Below are 16,975 nucleotides of genomic sequence, written 5' to 3' on the forward strand. Positions count from 1 at the left end.
AACATGATGGAATTTTTTGCAGAAAATGGGAATGAGCTGCTTTTTAAAACATGGGAGCATTTTTACATTTCACTGGTAGCTATTGTACTCGGTGTGATTGTTGCTGTACCGCTTGGTGTACTGCTGTCGAGGGTGCCCAAATTCGCCGACCGGTTTATTTCGTTTATCGGTGTTCTACAGACTATCCCAAGTCTGGCTATCCTTGCTTTCTTTATTCCAATTGTTGGCATTGGTAAAATACCGGCTATTTTGGCTTTGTTTTTCTACTCACTGCTTCCAATATTACGTAACACGTATATTGGCGTTCGTGATGTTGACCGTGGTGTTGTCGAAGCCGGAAGAGGTATGGGGATGAGTAATTGGCAGTCAATTATCAGCATGGAACTTCCGTTGTCAATCCCGGTAATTATGGCAGGCATCCGGCTCTCTACGGTTTATTTGATCGGATGGGCAGCACTTGCTGCATTTATCGGCGGTGGCGGTCTTGGTGATTTCATTTTCGACGGATTGAATTTGTATCAGCCATCACTGATTCTCGCAGGAACGATACCGGCCACAATTTTAGCAGTCATAGCCGATCGTTCATTGGCACTATTGGAAAATAAACTTACGCCTGAAGGATTAAAAGATAGTTATGAAACAGCGTAATGGTGGAGGTGAAAAGGATGTTAAGACGAGGAGTTAAAAGCATGCTGGCTTGTTTCCTGATTTTAATGCTTGCAGGCTGTTCATTGCCGGGTCTCGCTGGCACGTCTCAGCACACAATCAAGATTGGATCACTGACGCAATCTGAATCAGAAACGATGGCGCAGATGCTGGCTATTATGATTGAGAGGGAGACCGATGCGAAAACGGAACTTGTGACGAAACTTGGATCATCAATTGTGCAGCATCAGGGGATGCAACGTGGGGATATCGATATATCCAGCACACGCTACACTGGAACTGATATCGCAGGGGCTCTCGGCATGGAACCTATTAAAGATCCGGAAGAAGCTCTTCAAACGGTAAAGCATGAATTCCAGCAGCGCTATAATCAGACGTGGGCAGAGACATACGGCTTTGAAAATAGTTATTCAATTGCTGTTACGCAGGAATTTGCCAAGGAAAACAATATTGAAACAATCTCTGATCTCGAACCTTATGCAGAAGATTTAGATTTTGGAGTTGATAATGCCTGGGTTAATCGGAAAGGTGATGGCTATGATGGATTTAAAGAGGCTTATTTCGCGTTTGGGGAAGTATTTCCAATGAATCTTGGACTTGTCTATCAAGCTGCGGCAACGGGAAACATGGATGTTGTTCTTGCTTATTCATCTGATGGACGAATTCAGGAATTCGATTTAAAAGTGTTGGAGGATGATCAGCAATTCTTCCCGCCATATGATGCATCACCGGTTATTAATAATGAACTTCTGGAAAAATACCCGGAGATCAAAGAAATTACGCAGCGTCTCAGTAACGAGATCTCGACAGAAGAGATGCAGCAATTGAATTACATGGCGGATGTTGAGCGTATCAACCCGCGAAAAGTAGCCAAGCAATTCCTGGAAGCGAACAACTACTTTGAGGATGGAGGAGGGGATTGATATGGAAACAATACAGCAATTCACCGATTATGTCAGTGCCAATGGCGGTTATATCTGGACCGAGTTTTACAGACATTTTCTGATGTCAGTTTATGGTGTCCTGTTTGCGGCAGTCATATCAGTCCCGCTGGGCATTCTGATAGCAAAATACAGTAAATTGAGCGGCTGGGTGCTCGCTGCAGGCAGTATCATTCAAACGATACCGGCATTGGGAGCTATGGCTGTTATCATGCTTGTCATGGGTCTTGGGACGAATACAGCAATTGTGACTTTAATGCTTTATTCAATTTTACCGATTACCCAAAACACTTACGTTGGCATGAAGAATGTTGATCAGACGGTTATTGAAGCGGGCCATGCTTCCGGTATGACCAGATTTCAGTTATTAAGAATGGTTGAACTTCCGCTTGCAGTCAGTGTGATTATGGCAGGAATCAGAACTGCCCTGGTGATCGGGATTGGAATTGTAGCTATTGGAGCTTTTATCGGGGCTGGCGGTCTTGGTGCGATTATCGTGACAGGAACCAATGCGACCGATGGAACTGCTATTATTCTTGCCGGTGCTATTCCAACCGCCATTATGGCCATTATTGCTGATGTAGTTATGGGCTGGATTGAACGCAGGCTTCAGCCGGGTCAATCGGCTTAAGCATCCGTGGAGAAGGCCCGGCAAAACCTTTTAATAGTACGCCCTGATATGATAAAGTTCAGTAAACACTTCATGCAAAGGGGTTTGAAATGAGTCACACAGAAAAAATTGAAGATATTAAAACACAATTTGTTGAAAAAATAACCGATAATATGAATGCTTTTGGAGCCCCGACAAGCGTCGGCCGCGTGCTGGGGATTATTCACATGAATCGTGAACCAATGACTTTGGATGAGCTGGCAGACGAAACTGGGATGAGCAAAACCCGTATGAGCCAGCTCGTCCGGGAAATGATAGATATGAATATTGCTGAACGTGTATTTAAAAAGGGTGTCCGGAAAGACTTGTATCAAGTGGAAGAAGATTATTACCAGACGTTTATTTCACTTTTTACATCGACATGGCAAAGAGCCATTAGTCGCAGCCGGCACTTTGAACAGCGGCTTATGAAAAAAATTAATGACTTAAAGCAGGAGCCGGCATTGACTGAAGACAATGAACAGGCTATTAATGAATTGCTGGCTGAACTTCACGAATGGATGGAATACTATGACTGGATTCGCCGGCTAAACGACTTTTTCGAAAGCGGCGAAATTTTTGAGCATGTACCTAAACAACCTACAGGAGGCGGTAAAGATGAATAAAAAAGTAATATTATCTTGTGCAGTAACAGGGGCAGGAGACACAACGTCGAAAAGCCCGCACGTACCTATTACCCCGAAAGAAATTGCAGATTCAGCAATTGAAGCAGCTAAAGCCGGTGCGACGATTGCTCATATCCATGCGCGCGATCCGGAGACAGGTGGATTAAGCCATGATGTAAATTTGTTTCAAGAAACCGTGGAGCGCATCCGTGAGTCAGAAACAGATGTCATAATTAATATTACGTCCGGTGGCGGCGGTGATTGGGTTCCAAGTGAAGACGATCCGACACGAGGCGGGGAAGGCACTGACATCCAAACACCCGAGGAGCGTCATGAACCAGTTGGTAAGCTGTTGCCGGAGATGTGTACACTTGATTGCGGCAGCACCAACTTTGGCAACATGTTGTATGTCAGCCCGACTGACTGGCTTCGCAGACAGGCCAAATTGGTGCAGGAAAGCGGTGTGAAACCTGAACTTGAATGCTTTGATACAGGCCATGTCCGTTTTGCCAATCAATTAATCAACGAAGGTTTGATTGACGGCGATCCACTGTATCAGTTCTGTCTTGGTATTCCGTGGGGAGCGGCAGCCGATGCTGAAACACTGTCTTATATGAAGAGCCGTATCCCGGAAAACGGCAGATGGGCGGCATTTGGAATTGGACGGATGCAAATGCCGATTGTTGCCGAGTCCGTGTTGCAAGGCGGGAATATTCGAGTTGGTCTGGAAGATAATCTATATCTTAAAAAAGGACAGCTGGCAACAAATGCACAGCTTGTTGATAAAGCAGCCGGGATTGTTGAATCGCTCGGGTCTGATATTATGACACCGGCTGAAGCACGTAAAGAATTAAATCTGTTGAACCCATAGGGAAAGGACGACTAGCATGACAACACCAAATGAAGCAATCAAGCATATAACCGTTGTCGGAACAGGTGTGATCGGCAACGGTTGGATTACACGTTTTTTGGCAAACGGCTATCGTGTGACAGCTTCTGATTTAGACCCGGAAGCTGAAGAACGAACGCGTGAAGCGGTTAAAAGGGCATGGCCAAAAATGGAAGAAATGGGGCTGGCGGAAGGTGCTTCCCAACAGAATCTTTCGTTTGAAACCGATTTGGCCACAGCTTTGGAAAATGCGGACTTTATCCAGGAAAACGTTCCAGAACGAGAAGAACTAAAACGCAGTGTGATCGCTAATATTGATAAACATGCACCAAAGGAAGCGGTTATTGCATCAAGCACTTCCGGGATATTACCGAGCACGCTGCAGGCGGATTGTGAGCACCATCCTGAGCGGGTAATCGTTGCACATCCATTTAACCCGGTTTATCTGATGCCGCTCGTTGAACTTGTCGGCGGTGATAAAACCGAAGACCACTATATTGAAAAAGCGAAGAATTTCTATGACAGCTTGGAAATGAAGCCACTTGTTGTGCGTCATGAAATCGAAGGGCATATCGCTGACCGCCTGATGGAAGCTGTTTGGCGTGAATCGTTGCACATTGTTAATGATGGTGTGGCAACAACCGAAGAAGTCGATGCCTCGATTATTTATGGCCCCGGACTTCGATGGGCATTAATGGGACCATTTATGACACTTCACATGGGTGGCGGCAAAGCAGGGATGCGTCATTTGCTGACACAATTTGGCCCTGCTCTCAAATTGCCATGGACAAAGCTTGAGGCACCTGAGCTGACAGACGAACTGGCGGAAAAGGTGGTTACCGGGAGTGAAACACAAACCGGAGACGCCGAAATGGAAAAACTTGAAGAACGACGTGACCAATTTTTGATCGAGCTGCAGCAACTGTTGGAAAAGTATTGGCCCGGAGCCAACCTGGAAGGCAGATTATAATAAATTGTTGAGGAGGAATACGCTTGGGTGAGCCAAAAGTAATTCTTCAGCATAAGGTCCCTGAAGAATGGATTGATTATAATGGTCATATGAATGATGCCGAATATTTTCGCGCATTCAGCTGGGGTGTTGACAGCTTCATGAAGCTGATCGGCTTAACAGATGAATTTCGTGAATCACAGCAGTACACGATCTATACGATGGAGACGCACGTATGCTATTTGGATGAGATGAAACTCGGTGAGCCATTTGAGGTAAACATGCAAATTCTTGATTATGATGCCAAACGTGCTCATGTGTTTTTTGAATTGTTCGGTGCGAATGGCAAACGCTCAGCAACAAGTGAGCAAATGCTGATGGGCATTGACCAATCAGCCGGCAAAGCTGCCCCATTTCCGGAAGCTGTTTCTGCACGCCTGCAAGAGCTTGCGGAAAATCACACACCGGCTGAGAAGCCAAAAGAAGCCGGACGTGTCATCGGCATCAGACGCAAATAAACCACGTCCATTCTATAAACGAAAAAGCCGCTGATGGTGAGAGAACATCAGCGGCTTTTTTTGATGTGAGGGGATGGGGTGTATCAGTGAAGCATCAGCATATGTTCCTGAGCGGCGAAATATGTTCCGGAAAAGCAGCGTATGTTCCGGAGCGACTATATATGTGCCGGAAAAGCAGCGTATGTTCCGGAACGGCGGAATATGCGCCGGCAAAGCAGAGTATGTTCCGGAACGGCAAAATATGTGCCGCAAGTCCAGAATATGTTCCGGAACGGCAAAATATGTGCCGCAAATCCAGAACATGTACCGGAACGAGCCAGAAGCTCTCCGCCGGCACATCTAATCCTGGTCTGAAACGCCCACGAGCTGCATGCGTTCGTTAAACAGGGTCGGGTACGACAAATACCCGAGCATAATGCTGGTGACGACAGCGGTAGTCAGCAAAAGGAAAAGAATGAGCAATTGTAACAGAACCGCTTGTACCGGATCTGCGCCGGCAATAATTTGACCGCTCATCATTCCCGGGAGTTGCACAAGTCCGATTGTTTTCTGACTTTCAATGGTCGGGATCGTACTCGCCTGGATCGACTTTATAAGCTGAGAATGAATCGCCTGTTTGGGGGTGCCGCCCAGTGACAGGATCAGTTCAGTTTCGTTATGATGATCCTCAAGCTCAGAGGTGAAGCGATTCAGAAACAGAATGGCCAGGACCATCGAGTTACCGACCACCATGCCGCTGATTGGAATAATAAATTGTGCAGTAGCCGGTGTTATATTCAGTCCCAGCAAAATGGCTTGCGTGAGAACTTCCACGAAAATAAATGTTACAATAAGTTTCCAGATGATGCCTTTAATTGCAGCGCCTTTCCGCTGGGCATTGTGGGTTGCGGCAGCGATCATAAGCACAATCATCAACACAATGTAGATCATATTTTCCGAATCAAAGACAAACTGAAGGACATAGCCGACAGCAAGCAACTGGATGATCGAGCGAACAGCGGCGATAATCGTATCTTTTTCGAGTCCCAAGTTAAGTGTTTTTGATAAAACGATCGGAATAATTACGAATAATAGCGAGATTGCTAATGCCAGAAAGCTCACTCAATTTCACCTCGCACAAATTGTTTGACTCTCTCGTGTTGTGGGTCCTTCAAAAAGCTGCTTTCTCCTTCTTCTACAAGTTCACCGTCCATCATGACCCATGTCTGATGTCCGATTTCCATCGCCTGCTGGAGACTGTGTGTAATCCATAAAATGGTTGTGCCGTATTCCTGATTAATGCGGCTGATAAGCTTTTCGATATCCTGGCGGGACACGCTGTCCAAAGAAGATGTAATCTCATCAAGCAGGAGAATATCCGGCTGATTCACGAGTGTTCGGGCTATGGATAACTTTTGCTGCTGCCCCCCGGATAAATCCTTTGTTTTTTTATCGAGAGCGATATCGTTTAAGCTAACAAGGCTGAGCAATTCTATTGCACGTTTATCTGATAATGACTCTCCACGCAGTTTTAACGGAAGGTCAAGGTTTTCCCGGACGGTTCCACTGACCATGGTCGCATTTTGAAGTGCAATGCCAACTTTTCGGCGCAATTGAACGGGTTCATAGCTGTCGATTGGGTTTCCGTGGACTTTAATACTGCCGGAGTCGGGTGATTGAAGCCCGTTGCACAACTTAAAGAGCGTTGTTTTCCCGGCACCTGATGGACCGACAACGGTAGTGATTTTCCCTTCCAGAACCTCGCCTGAAACATTCTTTAAGATATGTACACCGTCAGTTGTATAGTTTACATTGTTGAGCGTTATAGCGCTTGTTGCATCCTTCATCCGTGTCACATCCTTTAGTATGTCCTGGATAATTCCTTCCCTATTATATCTAATCCATAACGGTTTTGCTTATATAAAATAAACATGGAAGGCCAATGCAGCTGCTGAAGCACGTTCAGGCAAAGTTTTCTTCATTATTATTAAATTTTTTTAACAGCAACAATCGGATGATATTGCCGATAATCAGCCCTGCCGGCAGTCCCCCGGCCATAGGAAGCCACATAGGGCCAATCAGCTGGCCGAAAAGGGTAAAAGTTGGTGAGAAGATTAGTCCAACGGTCACAAAATAGGCAGAAAATACAAAAGGCACGTACGCATAGGGCTTGCTTTCGCCTCTCCCATCCTTATACGCATCCCACATTGCAAAGAAATAAAGACATGGATAGAACATCAGCCATCCATAGTTCGTCTGGTTGACAGCTTCTTGAATTTGACCGTTAAAACTTAATAAAATGATGGTGTTGAAATTTCCCATAACATTTACAATAAATTCGAGTGTAATAAACAGAATGCCCTTAATATACCGCTCATTCAGTAGCTGACCAAACCCGGGCAGTGCGATACTCCATAGCAGCAATTCAAGTTTGCCTCTGTCTTTTCCTCTAAATTTTTCCATTTGTCTACCTCTCGGAGCAAAAATTTTTCCGGATAAAAAGTATAAATCCGGGTGACGTTGATACATACGAAGAGTGTCTGATTTAGCATATTAAGGAGGGCAAAACTGAGGAATCATTATGTATTCTCCTTTCATACGATGGCGCCATTCAGACAGTTGTACCGATCATTTAAAAATGTTTCTGCACGATTAGTTTGGCATTAATGACAACTCCTATACTAATTAGACGAGCAAAACATTGGATTGGGATATGACAACATCGGCAATACCGGGACAGCATGATACAATAAACAGAAGGAATGAAAATAGATGAATTTGAAAACATATATGACAATGGACGCAACCGATATCGCGGAACTTATTCGGATGAAAGAAGTCACACCAGGGGAATTTCTTAAACTTGCTTTCCGGCGGCTTGAGGAGGTCAATCCCGAATTGAATGCTGTCGTTCATGGCCGCAGAGAGAGGGTTATGATTGAGTCTGAAAGGTATAGGGAAAATCAGCCTTTTTCAGGTGTCCCGATGCTCCTGAAAAATCTTTCGCAGGGCGTTGCGGGGGAATATATGACGTCTTCCTCGAAATTAATGAAAAATGTGATCAGTCAGCACGATTCGAACTTTGTCAGAAAATTGCGTGATGCCGGATTTTTGTTTATGGGGCATACGAATACACCCGAATTCGGCTTAAAAAATATAACAGAGCCTGAAGTTTACGGTCCGACACACAATCCGTGGAACACGGCTCATTCACCGGGAGGATCCAGCGGTGGTGCAGCCGCCGCAATTGCGTCAAGTGTTGTGCCGGTTGCCGGTGCAAGTGATGGAGGCGGCTCAATTCGCATACCTGCTTCATTTACCGGTTTGTTCGGCCTGAAACCAACGCGCGGAAGAACACCTGTAGGGCCTGGTTCAGGCCGGCAATGGCAAGGTGCGGCTATTGGATTCGTGCTGAGCCGGAGCGTCCGTGACAGTGCAGCACTGCTTGATATTTTGCAGACAGTACAGCCTGAAGCAGCATTCCAGACACCGCTATTTCCAGGGAAGTATACAACGCATGCTCAACTCCCATTTGATAAACCTGTCAGAATTGCTTATACGACAAAATCCCCCGTCGGCACGCCGGTTTCAAATGACGCGCGTGAAGCGGTTCTTAAAACAGTAAACTGGCTGGAAAAAGAGGGTTATAACGTGGAAGAAAAAGAGCACGATGTTGACGGGGTAACGCTAATGAAAGATTATTACATGATGAACAGTGGCGAGATTTCGGCCCTCACAGCACAGTTGGAACACTCACTCGACAGAACTCTGACCCCTGATGATGTCGAACTGGAAACGTGGCTGCTTCACAAAGCGGGTAAGTCCGTGTCGGCAGCCGACTTTTCACGAAGTCTTGCCTCATGGGATGCTGCAGCGGCAAAAATGGAAGCATTTCACCGTACATATGACTTTTTTATCACGCCTGCTTCGGCATACACAGCACCGAAAGTAGGTGAGCTCACGTATTCACAGTCTGAACAGGCTGAGTGGCGAGATAAAATGGAGCGAGCGGATAAAGACAAACAGCAAACTATTATCTGGGATCTCTTTTTGCCGAGTCTCACGTATACACCATATACACAGCTTGCTAATCTAACAGGTCAGCCGGCAATGTCTGTTCCTGTACATAAAGCTTCCAATGGCCTGCCGTTAGGCGTCCAGGTGGTAGCGTCGAAAGGGAAAGAGGACATGCTGTTAAAGCTTGCCCGCCAAATGGAACAATCTGATTTATGGGAAGGCTTAAAAGGGCTTCTGCCTTATTAATTAAGAATCCTGACAGTCCCCCGTCCGGCCCGATTCGATTGGGACACACACTACGCTTTGTTTGCGCGTAGTGTCTTTTTGTTTTATTAAGCGTTTAATGTGATACACATCCACTAAGGAGGATGTGAGCGAAATGACAGCAGAAGTAGCTATATTGAATAAGTCAGGTCTCGCACTTGCAGCGGACAGCGCAATCACAAGTGGAAAAGACGGCGTACGAAAAATATATAATTCAGCTAATAAATTATTTTCGCTTTCCAGAAACCATTCTGTTGGTGTTATGGTTTACGGCGCCGCCTCCTTTATGGAAGTGCCCTGGGGCGTGATTATTAAAGCGTACCGGGATTATTTAGGAGAGCGGACATTCGATTATCTGCCACACTATGTGGATGATTTTTTGGATTTTCTCCGTAAAGATGATAGATTCAGAAAACCCGAGATTGAAGAGATTATCGTTTATCGATCTTTCTCTGACTTATTAAAACGGATTGTTAGAGAAACGGAAGAAGAATTGGCTCCGGACGAAGAACCGGTTCGATCAACGCAGCTGTTGATGAAGAAGGTCCAGCATCAGCTTGATACCTTTAAGCAGCAACAGGATTGGCTGGACCTGGAATTTCCGTCGTTTCGAGAATCATTTATGTCGGTCATCAGGGAAGTAAGGGAAGAGGTCATCCTGCATGAAACGGCTGATGATTTTGACGAGATGTTGTGTGAACTTGCCTTTGAAACGGTTAAATCGGATTATTTCAGTCTTGGAAGTACAGGGCTCGTTTTTACTGGTTATGGAGAGCAAGAGATTTTCCCTCATTTGGTGAATTACCGTCTGGAGGGATTTATAAATGGCCAATTAAAGTATAAAGAATTAAACGATAAAGAAATCAGTTATACGTCAGATGATAAGGCCGGCACTGCTGCTGTATTACCGTTTGGCCAGCGTGAAATGGTGGATTCTTTTATGTATGGAATTGAGCCGGCTATAGCGGATACTATTTTTAGTATTGTCAGAGAGGTGCTGGATGATTATCCGCAGCAAATGAAACGCTATCTTAATATTGATTTAACAGATGAGCAAGTTAATGCCCAAAAAGAATTGGGTAAAGACATATATGATTCGATTCAGACAGCCGTATCTGAATATCAGCAGGCCAACTATATAGAACCTTTATTGGGGATTGTACGGTCTTTGCCCAAAGAGGAACTGGCCGAAATGGCTGAAGCCCTTATCAATCTTACGTCTTTCAAGCGGCGTCTGAGCAGGGTTACCGAATCTGTCGGCCCTCCTATTGATGTAGCAGTCATAACGAAAGGAGATGGTTTCATTTGGATGAAACGAAAACATTATATCGATGCTGAAATCAATGCATATGATTAAATAGCGCTATTAGCGAAGGGAGGCGGGAAGGCATGGCGAAAAAGGAGAGACCGGATAAGCAGACGTTCTTCAATCTGACAGGACAAGACCGTTTGGAATTTGATCTGGAGGACGAGCCCAAGCACAAAAAGGATGAAGCGATTGACAGGGTGTTTCGGAAATTGCACGAAAAGTTTGAGGAAACCAGGGATAAGGATGTTTAAAAATTAAATACCGTGGTATCCCACCTGCAGGATGGTTTCATCCAAGCCAATTATAAAGGGGTTTTTCTATTAGCTGGAAATAGAATCGGGAGTTTAAAAAGAGCTTAGAAGTGAAATTAGTCTACTGCAGGCCGAAAGAAAAGAACTCTGAAAGGAGATGTTAAAGATGGCTAAGAAGAACAATAATAAAAACAACAACAAAATGTCTCTGGAAGAAGCAGGACAAAAAGGCGGCAACACAACAGCTCGCAACCACGATCAGGAATTTTATGAAGAGATTGGCCAAAAAGGCGGGAAAACAACATCCCGCAATCATGACCAGGAATTCTATGAAGAGATTGGCCAAAAGGGCGGCAATGAACGTGCCCGACAAAATAACAACAACAATTCCAAATAACATGTTTAAAACACTCGATAGATTTGGAATGGTTAAGTAGAAATTGAATTGAAAGGAGCGATTAAAGATGGCTAAGAACAATGAGAAGAATAACAGAATGAGTCGTGAAGAAGCAGGTCAAAAGGGCGGAAACACAACAGCTCGCAACCACGATCAGGAATTTTATGAAGAGATCGGTCAAAAAGGCGGGAAAACAACGTCCCGCAACCATGATCAGGAATTCTATGAAGAGATTGGCCAAAAAGGCGGAAACACAACATCCCGCGAACATGATCAGGAATTCTATGAAGAGATTGGCCAAAAAGGCGGAAACACAACATCCCGCGAACATGACCAGGAATTCTATGAAGAAATTGGTCAAAAAGGCGGAAACACAACATCCCGCAATCATGACCAGGAATTCTATGAAGAGATCGGTCAAAAAGGCGGGGAAACAACATCCCGCGAACATGACCAGGAATTCTATGAGGAAATTGGTCAAAAAGGTGGGGAAAGAAGGTCCCGCCAATCAAAGAGTAATAGAAACTCCTAATATCTAGAAAGTAACAGAAGATTAATATTAAGTCAAGAAGGAAGGGGATTTTCTCTCCTTCCTTTTTTGTATTGTATAAACGTTTGGGAGCCGGGTATAATTGATAAGAATAGGTTATAAAAACATTAAGGATGTTTTTACTTCACACACTATTTCTAGTATAGTTAAAAATGAATAGTTCATTGGGAGGAGCAGACTGGATATGCAGGATACTGCCATAAATAATGAAAAGATTAAAAGAGTTCTGGATAATATAAATAAAGTCATGATTGGCAAAGAGGAAGAAGCGATGCTCAGTCTTGTAGCATTGCTGGCTCAAGGGCATGTTCTGCTTGAAGATGTGCCGGGTGTCGGTAAAACGATGCTCGTCCGGACACTGGCTAAATCATTAGACTGTGATTTTAGAAGAATACAATTCACCCCCGATTTACTCCCGGCGGATGTAACGGGAGTATCGATTTATAATCCCAAAGAGATGGAATTCGAGTTTCGCTCAGGTCCGATTCTCGGCAATATTGTACTGGCGGATGAAATTAACCGGACTTCCCCAAAAACACAATCAGCATTGCTTGAAGGCATGGAGGAGAATAATGTCACGGTTGATGGCAATACGATTCCCCTGAAAAAGCCTTTCTTTGTTATGGCAACACAAAATCCGATTGAATATGAAGGAACATACCCGCTGCCGGAAGCTCAACTTGATCGATTTATTTTAAAAATGAAAATGGGGTATCCGACAGCTGAACAGGAAATGAATATGCTTGAGCGGACATCCAAAAGCCATCCAATAGACAGCATATCGGCAGTAATGGACCGTGAGGAGTTAATAGCGGTTCAGGAAGCAATCAAAGATGTTTATATCGATTGGAGCGTCCAGCGTTATATTATTAATCTAGTAACTGCCACAAGAGAAGATAGTGCGGTCTATTTAGGTGTCAGTCCACGTGGTTCAATCGCATTGATGAAAACAGCAAAAGCCTATGCCTATGTCCAGGGCCGTGATTATGTGTTGCCGGATGACGTTAAATATTTAGCGCCATACGTGTTGGCACACCGGCTTATTTTAAATGCTGAGGCTAAATATGATGGTCTGACACCTGATTCAGTCATTGAAAATATCATCCAACTGACACATATCCCAATTCGAAGGGAATTTAATTCATGAACGGCACCATTCGATTCATTGGTAAACTGAGCTTTGTCGTATTTATGCTGCTGCTGTTATTTTCATTTGCGATGTTTCAGGGCGGCTTTGTCAGCTGGTTTCTTTTTTATGGTTCACTGCCAATTTTTTTATATCATATCGGCCTGTTGCTTTACCCGGTCAAAAAGTGGCATGTGAGCCGTACGCTCTCCCGCTATGTTGTGCGATCGGGTGACCGCGTACAGGTAACCCTTCGAATCAAACGCACCTTTCCATTCCCGTTATATTATTGTGTTATTGAAGAAATATTGCCTGATACATTACAACGAACTGATCACCCCGATGAAAGGTACCGTTATTTGGGCCGGCCTGAAAGAATGCATACAACCCGTCGTGTTAAAAAGATTACCTTCCCGGGATTTCGCCGAATGATTGAAATACCGTACGAAATAGAGGGCATCCCGAGAGGCGAACATCAACTGCGGGCAGTCCGGATGCGGACCGGGGACGTATTCGGGATAGTGGCCAAAGAACATATTTTTCAAGTGGAAGATCAGATTGCAGCGTTTCCTAACGAGCGTCCAGTTTCGATTTCAGAGCGGATTAACAGCTATGATCAAGGAGCCGCCTCTTCAAGGGCCATGAATTTAAAAAACACAAATGTTGCTTCCGGGATACGGGAATATACACCAGGCGATAAATTTTCCTGGATAGACTGGAAGCAGACTGCAAAGAAAAATACGGTCATCACGAAGGAATTTGAACAGGAAAAAAGCACGGATACATTAGTAGTGCTGGATGCCTGTTATAATGAAAGAATTAATGAACTGGCGTTTGAAAGCAGTGTTGAATTGACAATGTCACTTTTAGAATCGATTCAACGACAGACTTCGCAGGCAAGCTTTTTGTCAATCGGGAGGGAGACCATTTATTTTCCACTCGATCATGACCCTGCCAAGAAAGATTGGATCAGAAGGCATTTAACTCGAATACAGCCGGGCGGTGAGGTTCCTTTTTCGGTTAAATTGCGCGAAGAAATCATGAAAATCGGTACAGGCGCCAATATGCTGCTTATAACAACACAGATGGATCATGAATTTCCGAGGACAGTTAAACAGGTCAAGCTGCGGACGAAACAATTGGTTGTTATTTTTATTCAGGCACGCGAACTAATATCACGAGACGAACAGGCTATGATTCGGCAGTTGCGGGGTGAGGGTACGGTTGTCAATGTGCTGTCTGAGGACGAATTGGCCCGTAAACTAATTGAGGTGAACATTGTATGAATACTAAAACACCAATTTTTCACACCTCACTTTTATATATTTGTGCCTTTATATTATTTATGGAGTGGCTTTATCCGGTCAATCAGATAGGTGAAGTCACAAACATGACGGTGTTTATTTTATATACCATTTATTGCTTCTTTATTTCATTGCTGGGTATTAAATGGTGGCTTTCAATCCCTTTGAAAGGGCTGGGCCTCCTTTTTATAATTGACAGCCTGTATATGGCGCCGGCAATCTTAAGTGTAACATGGCTGACACAGTTTATGGCCGAAGTTGGTTTTAATATTAATGCTTTATTTTCGCAGCAATGGTATGCACTGACACCGTTGTTCCGAAGCATGCTGTTTTTAGTTCTGATTTGGATGCTGAGTTACTTATTGTATTACTGGTTTATTGTGATGAAGCGCGTCTTTATTTTTTCGCTTCTGACCTTCATTTATTTAAGCTTGCTTGATACATTTACACCCTATGAAGCAAATGCGGCCATTGTCCGGACGTTTATCGTTTCATTTGCTGCCTTAGGTCTGTCGAACTTTTCCAAAGAGATTGGTAAGGAAGCTATCCATTTTTCGTGGGCAAAAAGAGCGCCTATGTGGGCGATACCACTTGTCTCTGTTGTGTTATTTTCAACGTTGATTGGTTACGCCGCACCTAAATTGGAGCCGCAGTGGCCTGACCCGGTCCCGTTCATCCAAAGCGCTGCCGAGAATGCCGGCGGTCCCGGAAACGGCGGAGGCATTCAAAAGGTCGGGTATGGCGAAAATGACAGTCAATTGGGCGGTTCGTTCGTGCAGGATTATACGCCTGTTTTTCAAGCAGCTGCCAAAGATGAGCATTATTGGCGTGTTGAAACAAAAGATGTCTATACCGGAAAAGGCTGGGAAAAATCGAGGGATCCACAGTTTGAGCCGCAGTACGATGGCAATATCACGTTAAGTACATTTGCTAATGACGTTGAAACGGAAGAACTGGAGACCATGCTTGATTTTCAGGAAAATAGTCAAATGGAAAAGCTTGTTTACCCTTATGGGATTGACCGTGTTGAAGTTGACCAAAGTGAACGTGTTGATTTGCAGCTCGACCCGGAATATGGCGAAATTCAAACGCAGCGTAATGGGAACAGCATGCGGCTTGATCAGTATACCATTCATTATAATAAACCGTCATTTGCAATTGATGAGCTGCGTGAGGTTAAACCTGGAGACGATCCGCAAGAGCTGAAGGACCACTATACTCAGCTGCCTGAAACACTGCCCGAACGCGTTTCTGAACTGGCGGAAGACATTACGGAAGATGAAGAAAACCGCTACGATAAGGCGCGTTCGATAGAATCGTATTTTGGCAGAAACGGATTTACGTACCAGATTAGCAATGTCCCTGTACCTGAAGAAGAACAGGATTATGTTGATCAGTTTTTGTTTGAATCACAAGCAGGCTATTGTGATAATTACTCGACTTCGATGGTCGTTATGCTGCGTTCACTGGATATCCCGGCACGCTGGGCCAAGGGGTTCACTAGCGGAGAAGTTATCCAAAGCGGTGATACACCGGATGATTACGATATTTATGAAGTGACGAACGCCAACGCCCATTCCTGGGTGGAAGTGTATTTTCCAGGCGAGGGCTGGGTCCCGTTCGAACCAACGCAAGGCTTTTCGAATCTGACAGATTTCCATATGAATATGGATGAAACTGATGAGGAAGGTGCACTTGAACCTGAAGAAGATGACGCAGCACAGGGTCAGCAGGAAGAAGTTCCGGAAGAGGAAGAAAATGAAGCAGCGGCAGCCCAAAATGACGGGAATTCAGGAAGTTTTGAAATAAATTGGTGGTATGTGTTAATAGGTGCTTTGGCGGCTGGCTTACTGGTGTGGCTTATTTACCGGACGAGGTTCCGCTGGCGTACAGCTTATATATCCCGCAAGCTGCAGCGGAGGCAAGATGCGAAAACTTTTCAGGAAGCTTATCATTGGCTCCTGTCACTGTTGAAGCAGAAAGAATTTGGCAAAGCACCGGGTCAGACTTTGCGGGAATATGCGAAACAAGTGGACTTCCACTATGATACCTATACAATGAATCACCTGACAAATTATTATGAACGCATGTTGTATAACAATGAAACGAACACCATGGATATCAACCAAGTGAACGAATCGTGGAAAAATTTAATAAAGAAAATCATGGCTTGACCGCAGTTGTATTGCTTTGTAGAATAAAGTGATCGACTCTAAATGTGGTAAATTAAATGATGAGAACGCCATTCATATATCCTCGATAATATGGATTGAGAGTTTCTACCGGAGTGCCGAAAACACTCTGACTATGAAGGCGGATTTCAATAGGTTTTGTGACGTATAACCTGGATTTCTGCCTTCGTACAGCTTTTGTCTGTGTACGGGCAGGGTCCAGGTTTTTTTACAGGTGGGAGCGACGGGTTGAGTTTGAGCAGGAAAGAGATGGACTCGAGTGAGCATCCCCTGAACTTGAGCGGAAATGTGCAGATCTTGAGCGGGAATTACCTAAACTTGAGCGAGAATGCAGCAGACTTGAGCGAA

Annotated in this window: 19 protein-coding genes and 1 riboswitch; of the genes, 16 read left to right on the top strand and 3 right to left on the bottom strand. The window is 44.5% G+C overall.

Annotated elements, in window-relative coordinates:
- Positions 1-3 precede the first annotated feature (3 nt).
- From BMZ22_RS13675 to BMZ22_RS13710, 8 genes are all read left to right on the top strand, one after another.
- The gene (locus BMZ22_RS13675; protein ID WP_090086582.1) at positions 4-648 is read left to right on the top strand and encodes an ABC transporter permease; all 645 of its coding nucleotides are present in this window, start codon (positions 4-6) and stop codon (positions 646-648) included.
- 17 nt (positions 649-665) lie between these two features.
- A complete protein-coding gene (locus BMZ22_RS13680) occupies positions 666-1,589 on the top strand; it encodes an osmoprotectant ABC transporter substrate-binding protein (RefSeq protein ID WP_090086584.1) in 924 nt (307 codons plus the stop codon).
- Position 1,590: 1 nt separating this feature from the next.
- The gene (locus tag BMZ22_RS13685; RefSeq protein WP_090086586.1) at positions 1,591-2,238 is read left to right on the top strand and encodes an ABC transporter permease; all 648 of its coding nucleotides are present in this window, start codon (positions 1,591-1,593) and stop codon (positions 2,236-2,238) included.
- A gap of 89 nt (positions 2,239-2,327) precedes the next feature.
- Positions 2,328-2,882: a GbsR/MarR family transcriptional regulator gene (locus BMZ22_RS13690; RefSeq protein WP_090086588.1), complete on the top strand. Its 555-nt coding sequence runs from the start codon at positions 2,328-2,330 to the stop codon at positions 2,880-2,882.
- The gene (locus BMZ22_RS13695; RefSeq protein ID WP_090086590.1) at positions 2,875-3,753 is read left to right on the top strand and encodes a beta-keto acid cleavage family enzyme; all 879 of its coding nucleotides are present in this window, start codon (positions 2,875-2,877) and stop codon (positions 3,751-3,753) included. The genes BMZ22_RS13690 and BMZ22_RS13695 overlap by 8 nt, the downstream gene beginning before the upstream one ends.
- A 16-nt stretch (positions 3,754-3,769) precedes the next feature.
- Positions 3,770-4,741 carry a 3-hydroxyacyl-CoA dehydrogenase NAD-binding domain-containing protein gene (locus BMZ22_RS13700; RefSeq protein ID WP_090086592.1) on the top strand — a complete coding sequence of 324 codons (972 nt, stop codon included), beginning with the start codon at positions 3,770-3,772 and terminating at the stop codon, positions 4,739-4,741.
- A 23-nt stretch (positions 4,742-4,764) separates the two neighbouring features.
- Entirely contained in the window at positions 4,765-5,238 is a 474-nt protein-coding gene (locus BMZ22_RS13705; RefSeq protein ID WP_090086594.1) for a thioesterase family protein, read from the top strand.
- Between the two features lie 73 nt (positions 5,239-5,311).
- The gene (locus BMZ22_RS13710) at positions 5,312-5,581 is read left to right on the top strand and encodes a hypothetical protein (protein ID WP_090086597.1); all 270 of its coding nucleotides are present in this window, start codon (positions 5,312-5,314) and stop codon (positions 5,579-5,581) included.
- Here BMZ22_RS13710 and BMZ22_RS13715 read toward each other — a convergent pair.
- The 3 genes from BMZ22_RS13715 to BMZ22_RS13725 form a co-directional block, all read right to left on the bottom strand.
- The gene (locus tag BMZ22_RS13715) at positions 5,578-6,339 is read right to left on the bottom strand and encodes an ABC transporter permease (RefSeq protein WP_090086599.1); all 762 of its coding nucleotides are present in this window, start codon (positions 6,337-6,339) and stop codon (positions 5,578-5,580) included. The genes BMZ22_RS13710 and BMZ22_RS13715 overlap by 4 nt on opposite strands.
- A complete protein-coding gene (locus BMZ22_RS13720) occupies positions 6,336-7,064 on the bottom strand; it encodes an ABC transporter ATP-binding protein (RefSeq protein ID WP_090086601.1) in 729 nt (242 codons plus the stop codon). Before BMZ22_RS13720 ends, BMZ22_RS13715 begins: the two co-directional genes overlap by 4 nt.
- A gap of 115 nt (positions 7,065-7,179) precedes the next feature.
- The gene (locus BMZ22_RS13725; RefSeq protein WP_090086603.1) at positions 7,180-7,680 is read right to left on the bottom strand and encodes a hypothetical protein; all 501 of its coding nucleotides are present in this window, start codon (positions 7,678-7,680) and stop codon (positions 7,180-7,182) included.
- Positions 7,681-7,989: 309 nt separating this feature from the next.
- On the opposite strand from BMZ22_RS13725, the gene BMZ22_RS13730 reads away from it, so the two are divergent.
- The 8 genes from BMZ22_RS13730 (at position 7,990) to BMZ22_RS13760 (ending at position 16,609) form a co-directional block, all read left to right on the top strand.
- Positions 7,990-9,480 (top strand): amidase, encoded by a 1,491-nt coding sequence (locus BMZ22_RS13730; RefSeq protein ID WP_090086605.1) that lies wholly within the window; start codon positions 7,990-7,992, stop codon positions 9,478-9,480.
- A gap of 133 nt (positions 9,481-9,613) precedes the next feature.
- Positions 9,614-10,855 carry a hypothetical protein gene (locus BMZ22_RS13735; RefSeq protein ID WP_090086607.1) on the top strand — a complete coding sequence of 414 codons (1,242 nt, stop codon included), beginning with the start codon at positions 9,614-9,616 and terminating at the stop codon, positions 10,853-10,855.
- A 32-nt stretch (positions 10,856-10,887) separates the two neighbouring features.
- The gene (locus BMZ22_RS16990) at positions 10,888-11,058 is read left to right on the top strand and encodes a hypothetical protein (RefSeq protein ID WP_177183449.1); all 171 of its coding nucleotides are present in this window, start codon (positions 10,888-10,890) and stop codon (positions 11,056-11,058) included.
- Positions 11,059-11,224: 166 nt separating this feature from the next.
- On the top strand, positions 11,225-11,455 hold the full coding sequence (locus BMZ22_RS13740; RefSeq protein ID WP_090086609.1) for a KGG domain-containing protein: 231 nt from the start codon (positions 11,225-11,227) through the stop codon (positions 11,453-11,455).
- Between the two features lie 67 nt (positions 11,456-11,522).
- On the top strand, positions 11,523-11,987 hold the full coding sequence (locus BMZ22_RS13745) for a general stress protein (protein ID WP_090086611.1): 465 nt from the start codon (positions 11,523-11,525) through the stop codon (positions 11,985-11,987).
- 202 nt (positions 11,988-12,189) lie between these two features.
- Positions 12,190-13,152, top strand: a complete 963-nt coding sequence (locus BMZ22_RS13750; RefSeq protein WP_090086614.1) for an AAA family ATPase — start codon at positions 12,190-12,192, stop codon at positions 13,150-13,152.
- Entirely contained in the window at positions 13,149-14,417 is a 1,269-nt protein-coding gene (locus BMZ22_RS13755; RefSeq protein WP_090086616.1) for a DUF58 domain-containing protein, read from the top strand. The genes BMZ22_RS13750 and BMZ22_RS13755 overlap by 4 nt, the downstream gene beginning before the upstream one ends.
- Positions 14,414-16,609, top strand: a complete 2,196-nt coding sequence (locus BMZ22_RS13760; protein ID WP_090086618.1) for a transglutaminase domain-containing protein — start codon at positions 14,414-14,416, stop codon at positions 16,607-16,609. Before BMZ22_RS13755 ends, BMZ22_RS13760 begins: the two co-directional genes overlap by 4 nt.
- A gap of 52 nt (positions 16,610-16,661) precedes the next feature.
- Positions 16,662-16,763: riboswitch (purine riboswitch) on the top strand.
- Positions 16,764-16,975: the final 212 nt, after the last annotated feature.

Origin of the sequence: Lentibacillus persicus, assembly GCF_900112705.1 — a bacterium.
GTDB lineage: Bacteria > Bacillota > Bacilli > Bacillales > Amphibacillaceae > Lentibacillus > Lentibacillus persicus.

Excerpts from the sequence above, each read along its gene's own strand:
- BMZ22_RS13675 (WP_090086582.1), top strand. The coding sequence starts at position 4 with ATGATGGAATTTTTTGCAGAAAATGGGAATGAGCTGCTTTTTAAAACA.
- BMZ22_RS13680 (WP_090086584.1), top strand. The coding sequence starts at position 666 with ATGTTAAGACGAGGAGTTAAAAGCATGCTGGCTTGTTTCCTGATTTTA.
- BMZ22_RS13685 (WP_090086586.1), top strand. The coding sequence starts at position 1,591 with ATGGAAACAATACAGCAATTCACCGATTATGTCAGTGCCAATGGCGGT.
- BMZ22_RS13690 (WP_090086588.1), top strand. The coding sequence starts at position 2,328 with ATGAGTCACACAGAAAAAATTGAAGATATTAAAACACAATTTGTTGAA.
- BMZ22_RS13695 (WP_090086590.1), top strand. The coding sequence starts at position 2,875 with ATGAATAAAAAAGTAATATTATCTTGTGCAGTAACAGGGGCAGGAGAC.
- BMZ22_RS13700 (WP_090086592.1), top strand. The coding sequence starts at position 3,770 with ATGACAACACCAAATGAAGCAATCAAGCATATAACCGTTGTCGGAACA.
- BMZ22_RS13710 (WP_090086597.1), top strand. The coding sequence starts at position 5,312 with ATGGGGTGTATCAGTGAAGCATCAGCATATGTTCCTGAGCGGCGAAAT.
- BMZ22_RS13720 (WP_090086601.1), bottom strand. The coding sequence starts at position 7,064 with ATGAAGGATGCAACAAGCGCTATAACGCTCAACAATGTAAACTATACA.
- BMZ22_RS13725 (WP_090086603.1), bottom strand. The coding sequence starts at position 7,680 with ATGGAAAAATTTAGAGGAAAAGACAGAGGCAAACTTGAATTGCTGCTA.
- BMZ22_RS13730 (WP_090086605.1), top strand. The coding sequence starts at position 7,990 with ATGAATTTGAAAACATATATGACAATGGACGCAACCGATATCGCGGAA.
- BMZ22_RS13735 (WP_090086607.1), top strand. The coding sequence starts at position 9,614 with ATGACAGCAGAAGTAGCTATATTGAATAAGTCAGGTCTCGCACTTGCA.
- BMZ22_RS16990 (WP_177183449.1), top strand. The coding sequence starts at position 10,888 with ATGGCGAAAAAGGAGAGACCGGATAAGCAGACGTTCTTCAATCTGACA.
- BMZ22_RS13740 (WP_090086609.1), top strand. The coding sequence starts at position 11,225 with ATGGCTAAGAAGAACAATAATAAAAACAACAACAAAATGTCTCTGGAA.
- BMZ22_RS13745 (WP_090086611.1), top strand. The coding sequence starts at position 11,523 with ATGGCTAAGAACAATGAGAAGAATAACAGAATGAGTCGTGAAGAAGCA.
- BMZ22_RS13750 (WP_090086614.1), top strand. The coding sequence starts at position 12,190 with ATGCAGGATACTGCCATAAATAATGAAAAGATTAAAAGAGTTCTGGAT.
- BMZ22_RS13755 (WP_090086616.1), top strand. The coding sequence starts at position 13,149 with ATGAACGGCACCATTCGATTCATTGGTAAACTGAGCTTTGTCGTATTT.
- BMZ22_RS13760 (WP_090086618.1), top strand. The coding sequence starts at position 14,414 with ATGAATACTAAAACACCAATTTTTCACACCTCACTTTTATATATTTGT.